Here is an 8716-nt window from a genome sequence, read left to right as displayed (position 1 = left end):
GCCTCGCCGCGGTGCTGGAGCCCTGGGCCCTCCCCGAGGTCTCCATCCGGCTCGCCCTGCAGACCCTCGACCCTTCAAGGATAATGGAGACGACGGCGCGCATCGCCCTCGTCCGGTCGGAGCGTGACCGGCTGATCAAGGCCCTCTCCCGCGACATGCCGATCGAGCCGGGCTTCGGGCCCGTGATCATGGCCCGGCCCGCCGACCCGGATGCCGTCCTTGCCGCCCTCGCCGGCTTCGGCCTCGCCGCCGACCGCGCCGGCGACCGCCTCCGCCTGCCCGTCTCGGCCAGGGTCGAGGTCAACGACCGGCTGCTGGCCGCGCTTGGCCTCGCCGCCGCATCCAGTCGCGCCCATCGCACGGGCCAGTCGGTCCGCGACACCAAGGAGACCCGCATCGTCTGCGCCGTCGACCTCGACGCAACCGGCCCGGTCTCCATCGCCACCGGCGTCGGCTTCTTCGACCACATGCTGGAGCAGGTCGCCGCCCACGGCGGCTTCTCCCTGCGTCTCGCCTGCGAAGGCGACCTGCACACCGACCCGCACCACACCATCGAGGACTCGGCCATCGCCCTCGGCCAGGCCCTGAAACAGGCGCTCGGCGAACGCCGCGGCATCGCCCGCTACGGCTTCGTCCTGCCCATGGACGAGGCCAACGCCAGCGTGTCGATCGACCTGTCGGGCCGACCCTTCCCCGTGTTCGAAGGGAGCTTCGCGACGCCCTTCATCGGCGACTACCGCACCGACCTGACGGCCCACGTCTTCCGCTCGCTGGCCGAACACCTCGGGGCGGCCATCCATGTCTCGGTCACCGGCGACGACGACCACCACAAGACCGAGGCCGTCTACAAGGCCTTCGGCCGCGCCCTGCGTCAGGCCATTCGCATCGAGGGCGACGCCGTGCCCAGCACCAAGGGCGTGCTGTGACCGAAGTCACCGTCCTGGCCTACGGAGCCGGCAACACCGCCTCGGTCCGGTTCGCCCTCGAGCGGCTCGGCGCGACCGTTCGCCTGACCGACGATCCGGTCGCGGTCGCCGAGGCGGAGCGGCTGATCCTGCCCGGCGTCGGCGCCGCGGCATACGCCATGGCCCGGCTGACCGCGCTCGGTCTCGTCGAGCCCATCCGCGCCTTCTCCCGCCCGCTCCTCGGGGTCTGCCTCGGCCAGCAACTGCTGTTCGAGACCAGCGAGGAGGGCGAGCCCGTCCCCCTGCTGGGCCTGATCCCCGGCGCCGTCCGCCGCCTGGAGCCCGGCCCGCATCTGACCGTCCCGCACATGGGCTGGTCGCGCCTGACGGCCGATCGGGCCGATCCCCTGCTCGAAGGGATCGAAGACGGCGCTTACGCCTATTTCGTGCATGGCTTCGTCTGCCCCGACGGGCCCGCGACCCTGGCCCGCGCCGACTACGGCGGTCCGATCCCCGCCATGGTTCGCAGCGCCGACCGCTGGGCCTGCCAGTTCCACCCCGAGCGCTCCGCCGCGACCGGCGCCCGCATCCTGCGCAACTTCCTGGAGCTCCCCGCGTGATCGTCTATCCCGCCATCGACCTGAAAGACGGGATCTGCGTGCGGCTGATGCACGGCCGGTTCGACGCCGTCACCCGCTACGACGACCAGCCCGCCGCCCGCCTCGCGACCTTCGCCGCCGCCGGCGCGACCTGGGCCCACATCGTCGACCTCGACGGCGCCGAGGCCGGGCGCGCCGTCCAGCACGCCCTGATCGGCGACCTCGCCCGCGCCATCGACATCCGCATCCAGTCCGGCGGCGGCGTCCGCTCCGCCGATGACGTCGCCGCCCTGATCGACGCCGGCGTCGCCCGCGTGGTGGTCGGTTCGCTGGCGGTGTCGCAGCCCGAGACCGTGGCCGACTGGCTGCGCCGCTTCGGCCCGGACCGCATCACCCTGGCCATCGACGTCAAGGCCGACGGCGACCGCTGGGTCCCGGCCCTGAAGGGCTGGACCGAGGCGGCCGGGGTCGATCTCTGGACCGCGCTCGACCGCTATCCCCCCAACCTCGCCCGCCACCTGCTGGTCACCGACGTCGGCCGCGACGGCGCCCTCACCGGCCCCAATCTCGACCTGCTGGGCGAGATCATCCGCCGCCGTCCAGACCTCAAGGTTCAGGCCTCGGGCGGGGTGGCGACCGTCGCCGACCTGACCGCCGCCGCGGCGCTGGGCTGCGACGGCGCCATCGTCGGCCGCGCCCTCTACGAGAACCGCTTCACCCTCGAAGAGGCCCTCGCCGCCAGAGAGCCGGCATGACGGCGCGCCGGATCATCCCCTGCCTCGACGTCCGCGACGGCCGGGTGGTCAAGGGCGTCCGCTTCCAGGGTCACACGGACATGGGCGACGCCGCCGAGCTCGCCGCCCGCTATCGCGACCAGGGCGCCGACGAACTGGTCTTCTACGACATCACCGCCAGCCCCGAGGGCCGCACCCTCGACTACGGCTGGGTCCGCGACATCGCGCGACTGCTGGACATCCCGTTCAGCGTCGCCGGCGGCATCCGCTCGGTCGATCAGGCCGCCCGCTGCCTGGACCACGGCGCCGACAAGGTCTCGATCAACTCGCCCGCCCTCGAACGCCCGGAGCTGATCGCCGAAATGGCCGAACGCCTCGGCAGCCAGTGCGTCGTCGTCGGCGTCGACTCGAAACGGTCCGGCGACGACTGGGTCGTGCACCAGTACACCGGCGATCCGACGGCCAGCCGCGGCGCCGGCCGCCGCACCATGGACTGGATCGTCGAGGCCCAGACCCTCGGCGCCGGCGAGATCGTCCTCAACTGCATGGACGAGGACGGCGTCCGCCGCGGCTATGACCTCGCCCAGCTGACCGCCGCCCGCGCCGGCCTGACCATTCCCCTCGTCGCCTCGGGCGGGGCCGGCGCGGCCTCGCATTTCCTCGACGTCTTCGAACAGGCCGACGTTTCCGGCGCCCTCGCCGCCAGCGTCTTCCACACCGGGGCCCTGGCCATTCCCGATCTCAAGGCGTTTCTCGCGGACGCCGGACAGGAAATGAGACTGTGATCGATCCCTCCACCCTCGACTTCGACAAGTCCGGCGGCCTCATCCCCGTCGTCGTCCAGGACGCCGCCACCCTGCAGGTGCTGACGCTGGCGTACATGGACCGCGCCGCACTCGACGAGACCCTCGCCTCCAATGAGGCCACCTTCTTCTCGCGCTCGCGCGGCGGGCGCTGGCGCAAGGGCGAGACCTCGGGCGACCGGCTGCACGTCGTCTCCATCACCCCGGACTGCGACGCCGACGCCCTCGTCCTCAAGGTCCGACCCGTCGGCAACGCCTGCCACCTCAACCGCATCAGCTGTTTCGGCGAGGAGGACGCGCCGGGCCTCGGCCGGCTCGCGCGGCTGGAGGCGACCATCGCCGACCGCGCCGCCGCCGATCCTGCCGAAAGCTGGACCGCCCGCCTGCTCGCCGAGGGCGTCAAACGCGTGGCCCAGAAGGTCGGGGAAGAGGGCGTCGAGACGGCCCTGGCCGGCGTCGCCGGCCCGGATTCGGAACTGGCGGCGGAGGCCGCGGATTTGGTCTATCACCTGATGGTGCTGCTTCGGGCGCGTCACATGGTGTTTCAGGACGTCCTCGAAGTCTTGGCGCGGCGCGCGGAAGCGGCCAGACAAACTCCCGGTCCGGCCGGGACCTGAATGAAGGAGAGCGCATGGCGGCCCTGGTGCTGTTCGGCGGCGGCGGCGACCTCGCCATGCGGATGCTGCTGCCTTCGCTCTATTTCCTCGAGTACGACGGCCTGCTGCCCGAAGGGCTGAAGATCATCGGCGCCGCCCGCTCGGACGAGAGCCGCGATGACTATGTCGCCAGGGTTCGCGCCGCGGTCGAGGGCAAGGCCCGCGCCGACGACGCCTGGACCGACGAGGCCTGGGCCCGGCTCGACGCCCGGCTCGACTATCTGCCCGTCGACGCCACCGACCCCGCCAGCCTGAAGCCCCTGAAGGACAGGGTCGGCGACGGCGGCGTCACCAGCTTCCTCGCCGTCTCGCCCTCGCTGTACGGCCGCATCGTCACCGCCCTGAAGGCCGCCGGCCTGGCCGAGGCGACCGACCGCGTGGTGCTGGAGAAGCCCGTCGGACGCGACCTCCAGTCCTTTCTCCAGATCGACGACGCCGTCGCCCACGCCTTCTCCGAGGACCAAGTCTTCCGCATCGACCACTACCTCGGCAAGGAGACGGTGCAGAACCTGATCGCCCTGCGCTTCGGCAACACCATCTTCGAGCCGCTGTGGAACAGCCTGTCGATCGACCACGTGCAGATCACCGTCGGCGAGACCGTCGGAGTCGGCGACCGCTGGCCCTATTATGACGAATACGGCGCCCTGCGGGACATGCTGCAGAACCACATGCTGCAGCTGCTCTGCCTCGTCGCCATGGAGCCGCCGTCCGACCTCGACCCCGACTCGGTGCGCAACGAGAAGGTCAAGGTCATCCGCTCGCTCCGTCCGATCACGGAGCATGAGGCCGAGCGCGTCACCGTACGCGGCCAGTACGTCGCGGGAACCAGCGAGGGCAAGCCGGCGAAGGCCTACAGCGAGGAGCGGGGGCAGGCCTCCGACACCGAGACCTTCGTCGCCGTGCGCGTCGATATCGACAACTGGCGCTGGGCCGGCACCCCCTTCTTCCTGCGCACCGGCAAGCGGCTGGCCGAGAAGCGGACCGAGATCGTCATCCAGTTCAAGCCCGTGCCCCACTCCATCTTCGACCATGGCGAGCGCGGACACATCGCGGCCAACCGGCTGGTGATCGAGCTCCAGCCCGAGGAAGACATCGCCCTGTCGGTGATGAACAAGAAGCCGGGGCTGGACCAGCGCATGCAGTTGCAGCCGATCCAGATGTCCCTGTCCTGGGGCCAGGGCGACAAGGGCGCCAAACCGCCGCGCCGCCGCATCGCCTATGAGCGGCTGCTGCTCGACGCCCTCGCCGGCGACTCCACCCTGTTCGTGCGCCGTGACGAGGCGGAACAGGCGTGGAAATGGGTCGACGAGGTCTCCGACGCCTGGCGCGGCGCGGCCTTCAAGCCCAAGCAGTACGCCGCCGGAACCTGGGGGCCGCAGGAGGCCGACCTTCTGCTCGAGCGCGGCGGCCGGGCATGGAATACGGGCCATGGGTGAGGCCCCTCCCGTCATCGAGACCTTCCCTGACGGCGCCGCCTGGGCCGAGGCCTGCGCGGCTCGCCTGACCGACGCGCTCGCCGCCGCCCTCGCCGACAAGGGCAAGGCTGTGTTCGCAGGCTCCGGCGGCTCGACGCCCGCGCCGATCTACCGCCGACTGGCGCAAGCTGACCTCGACTGGGCCCGCATCGCCGTCACCCTGATCGACGAACGCTACGTCCCCGAGACCTCGCCCGAGTCCAACGCCGCCCTGCTGAAGCGGACGCTGCTGACCGGTCCTGCCGCCGCGGCGCGCTTCGTCCCCCTGTTCCACCCCGCCGTCACCGTCGACCGCGCGGCGGCCCTGGCCGCCCATGCCCTGGCGGCCGAGGGCGGCAAACTGGACGCCGTCCTTCTCGGCATGGGGGAGGATGGCCATATCTGTTCCATGTTCCCCGACGGTCCGACCCTCAAGACGCTGCTGTCGCCCGCGCTCCGGCCGACCGTTCTCGGCGTCCCGCATGGCCGCGACGGCGCCGCGCCCAGCCTCGAGCGGCTGACCATCAACCTGCCGTATCTGATGACCTCCCGCCGCGTGGTCCTGGCCCTGACCGGCGTCGCCAAGCGCGCGGTGTTCGAACGCGAGGCCGCCGGCGACCCGGCCGTCCGGCCGATCGCCGCCCTCATCGCGGCCAAGGTCCCGCTCGACGTTCTGTGGACGGAGAAAGCCTGATGCCGACCCTGAACCCCGTCGTCGCCGAGGTCACCGCCCGCATCGTCGAACGATCGAAAACGACCCGCGCCGACTATCTCCGCCGCATGGACGCCGCCGGCTCATCCGGCGCCGGCCGCGCCAAACTGTCCTGCGCCAACTGGGCCCACGCCTTCGCCGGCGCCCCGGTCAAGGACAAGCTCAACGCCATGTCGGGGACCCAGCCCAATGTCGGCGTCGTCACCGCCTATAACGACATGCTGTCGGCACATCAGCCGTTCGAGCGGTTCCCGCAGATCATCCGCGACGCCGTGCGCGAGGTGAACGCCACCGCCCAGGTCGCCGGCGCCACGCCCGCCATGTGCGACGGCGTCACCCAGGGACGCCCCGGCATGGACCTGTCGCTGTTCAGCCGCGACGTCATCGCCATGTCGACGGCCGTGGCCCTGACCCATGACGCCTTCGACGCCGTCATCTGCCTGGGGGTCTGCGACAAGATCGTGCCCGGCCTGTTCATGGGCTCGCTGGCCTTCGGCCACCTGCCCGTCGTCTTCGCCCCCGCTGGACCCATGCCCTCCGGCATCCCCAATTTCGAAAAGGCCCGCGTCCGCGCCGAATATGCGCAAGGCAAGGTCGACCGCGCCACCCTGCTGGAGAGCGAGATCGGCTCCTACCATTCGCCGGGCACCTGCACCTTCTACGGCACCGCCAACTCCAACCAGATGATGATGGAGCTGATCGGCCTGCACCTGCCCTCGACGGCCTTCGTCCATCCCGAAACCGGCCTGCGCGACGCCCTGACGGCGGCCGCCGGCAAGCAGGCGGTCGAACTGGCCCGCAGCGGTCAGGGCCGGATGGCCGACATCGTCAGCGAGAAGGGGATCGTCAACGCCATCGTCGCCCTGCTGGCCACCGGAGGCTCGACCAATCACGCCATCCATCTGGTCGCCATGGCCCGCTCGGCCGGAATCCTGATCGACTGGACCGACATGGACCAGCTGTCGTCCGTCACCCCCTTGCTGGCCCGGGTCTATCCCAATGGCTCAGCTGATGTGAACGCCTTCCAGGCGGCCGGCGGCGTCGCCTTCGTCGCCCGCGAACTGGCCGGCGCCGGCTGTATCCATGCCGACGTCGTCACCGTCATGGGTCAGGGCATTCATCACTATTTCCAGGAGCCGATGCTGATCGACGGCGAGCTGGTCTGGAAGGACGGCGTCACGGAAAGTCTGGACACGGACATTCTCCGCCCCGCCTCCGATCCCTTCGACCGCGAGGGCGGCCTTCGCCTCGTCCAGGGCGACCTGGGCCGGGCGGTGATCAAGATTTCCGCCGTCAAGCCGGAGAACCGCATCGTCGAGGCGCCTGCCGCCGTGTTCGAGACCCAGGAAGACGCGCTTCAGGCCTTCCAGGACGGCAAGCTGGACCGCGACGTGGTCGTGGTGCTGCGCTTTCAGGGGCCCCGCGCCAACGGCATGCCGGAGTTGCACAGCCTGTCCCCGGCCCTGTCCGTGCTGCAGGACAAGGGCTTCAAGGTCGCCTTCGTCACCGACGGCCGCATGTCCGGCGCCTCGGGCAAGACGCCCGCCGCCATACACGTGTCGCCCGAGGCCCTCGCCGGCGGCCCGCTGGCCCATGTGCGCGACGGGGACGTCATCCGCCTCGACGCCGAGGCTGGCGTCCTGACCACGGTCGGGGTCCCCGACCTGTCCGCGCGTCCCGCCGCGGTCCGCACGCCGGCCCACGCCACCGGCGCGGGCTGGGGCTATGGCCGCGAACTGTTCGGCGCCTTCCGCCAGGCGGTAAGCACCGCAGAGACCGGCGCCTCGATCTGTTTCGTCGCGCCGGCCGCCGCGAACGGCCATGCCGACGCGCCGCCGGACCCCAATCTGGTCGACCGGACGGTGGACGCCTGATGCCCGCTTCGGAAACCGCGCCCCTTCTCGTCGGCGACGTCGGCGGCACCAATGCCCGGTTCGCCATCGCGCGCCTCGTCGAGGGCCGGCCCGTGCTCGAACATCACGAGAGCTTCAAGGGCGCTGACTACCCCACCTTCCTCAAGGGCGTCACCGCCTTCCTCGACGGCTGCGCCGTCAAGCCGACGGGTGGCGTCATCGCAGTGGCCGGGCCGGTCACCGACGGTGAGATCGACCTGACCAACTCACCCTGGCGCGTATCGGAGGGCGAACTGCAGACCCTCGGGCTCGATCCGGTCCGGCTGATCAATGATTTCGAGGCGCTGGCCTGGGGCGCGCCCCTTGTGGCCCGTCCGGAGCTGGCGACCCTCGGCGGTCCGGCCGAGGGCGAGCCCCACGCGACCCTCGCCGTGCTCGGGCCCGGCACCGGATTCGGCGTCTCCGCCCTCGTTCGCGACAGCCACGGGCGCGAGATCGCCATGCCTTCCGAGGGCGGCCACGCCTGTTTCGCGCCGGGCGACGCCATCGAGGACGAAATCCTGCGCATCCTGCGCCGGCGCTACGACCGGGTCTCGATCGAACGGCTGATCTGCGGCCCCGGCCTGCTGAACCTGCACCGCGCCCTCGCCGAGATCGACGGACGCGAGAGCCATATCGACGATCCGGCCCTGATCACCGCCGAGGCGCTGGAGAACCCGAACAGCCCTTGCGGCGCCACCCTGGCCCGGTTCTGCGCGATTCTCGGATGTGTCGCCGGCGACATCGCCCTGACCACCGGGGCGCGCGGCGGCGTCTATATCGCCGGCGGCATCGCCCCGCGCATCCTGCCCTTCCTCAAGGCCAGCCCCTTCCGCGAACGGTTCGAGCGCAAGGGCCGGTACCAGGACTATATGGCCGGCATCCCGACGAACGTGATCCTGCACAAGCACGCCGCCCTGCTGGGCGCGGCCCGTGTGGCCTTCGCGAAGGAAATTTGAGG

9 protein-coding genes are annotated in these 8716 nt (G+C 71.1%); all 9 read left to right on the top strand.

Annotated features, from left to right (window positions below; translation table 11 throughout):
* Nucleotides 1-926 (top strand): imidazoleglycerol-phosphate dehydratase HisB (hisB, locus tag QQJ79_RS09615; RefSeq protein ID WP_284222710.1); only part of this gene is annotated, 926 nt, incomplete at its 5' end.
* The gene (gene hisH, locus QQJ79_RS09610) at nt 923-1525 is read left to right on the top strand and encodes an imidazole glycerol phosphate synthase subunit HisH (RefSeq protein WP_284222709.1); all 603 of its coding nucleotides are present in this window, start codon (nt 923-925) and stop codon (nt 1523-1525) included. The genes hisB and hisH, both read left to right, overlap by 4 nt.
* On the top strand, nt 1522-2259 hold the full coding sequence (gene hisA, locus QQJ79_RS09605) for a 1-(5-phosphoribosyl)-5-[(5-phosphoribosylamino)methylideneamino]imidazole-4-carboxamide isomerase (RefSeq protein WP_284222708.1): 738 nt from the start codon (nt 1522-1524) through the stop codon (nt 2257-2259). The genes hisH and hisA overlap by 4 nt, the downstream gene beginning before the upstream one ends.
* Nucleotides 2256-3023: an imidazole glycerol phosphate synthase subunit HisF gene (gene hisF / locus QQJ79_RS09600; protein ID WP_284222707.1), complete on the top strand. Its 768-nt coding sequence runs from the start codon at nt 2256-2258 to the stop codon at nt 3021-3023. Before hisA ends, hisF begins: the two co-directional genes overlap by 4 nt.
* Entirely contained in the window at nt 3020-3658 is a 639-nt protein-coding gene (hisIE, locus tag QQJ79_RS09595) for a bifunctional phosphoribosyl-AMP cyclohydrolase/phosphoribosyl-ATP diphosphatase HisIE (protein ID WP_284222706.1), read from the top strand. The genes hisF and hisIE overlap by 4 nt, the downstream gene beginning before the upstream one ends.
* A 14-nt stretch (nt 3659-3672) precedes the next feature.
* Nucleotides 3673-5133, top strand: coding sequence for a glucose-6-phosphate dehydrogenase (zwf, locus tag QQJ79_RS09590; RefSeq protein WP_284222705.1), 1461 nt, complete (start codon nt 3673-3675; stop codon nt 5131-5133).
* Nucleotides 5126-5845: a 6-phosphogluconolactonase gene (gene pgl, locus QQJ79_RS09585; protein WP_284222704.1), complete on the top strand. Its 720-nt coding sequence runs from the start codon at nt 5126-5128 to the stop codon at nt 5843-5845. The genes zwf and pgl overlap by 8 nt, the downstream gene beginning before the upstream one ends.
* Nucleotides 5845-7737, top strand: a complete 1893-nt coding sequence (gene edd, locus QQJ79_RS09580; protein ID WP_284222703.1) for a phosphogluconate dehydratase — start codon at nt 5845-5847, stop codon at nt 7735-7737. The genes pgl and edd overlap by 1 nt, the downstream gene beginning before the upstream one ends.
* The gene (gene glk, locus QQJ79_RS09575; RefSeq protein ID WP_284222701.1) at nt 7737-8714 is read left to right on the top strand and encodes a glucokinase; all 978 of its coding nucleotides are present in this window, start codon (nt 7737-7739) and stop codon (nt 8712-8714) included. The genes edd and glk overlap by 1 nt, the downstream gene beginning before the upstream one ends.
* Nucleotides 8715-8716: the final 2 nt, after the last annotated feature.

This window comes from Brevundimonas denitrificans (genome assembly GCF_030160755.1).
Lineage (GTDB): Bacteria > Pseudomonadota > Alphaproteobacteria > Caulobacterales > Caulobacteraceae > Brevundimonas > Brevundimonas denitrificans.
The sequence above is the reverse complement of the archived record's forward strand: the minus strand, read 5'-3'. Positions and strand labels throughout refer to the sequence as shown.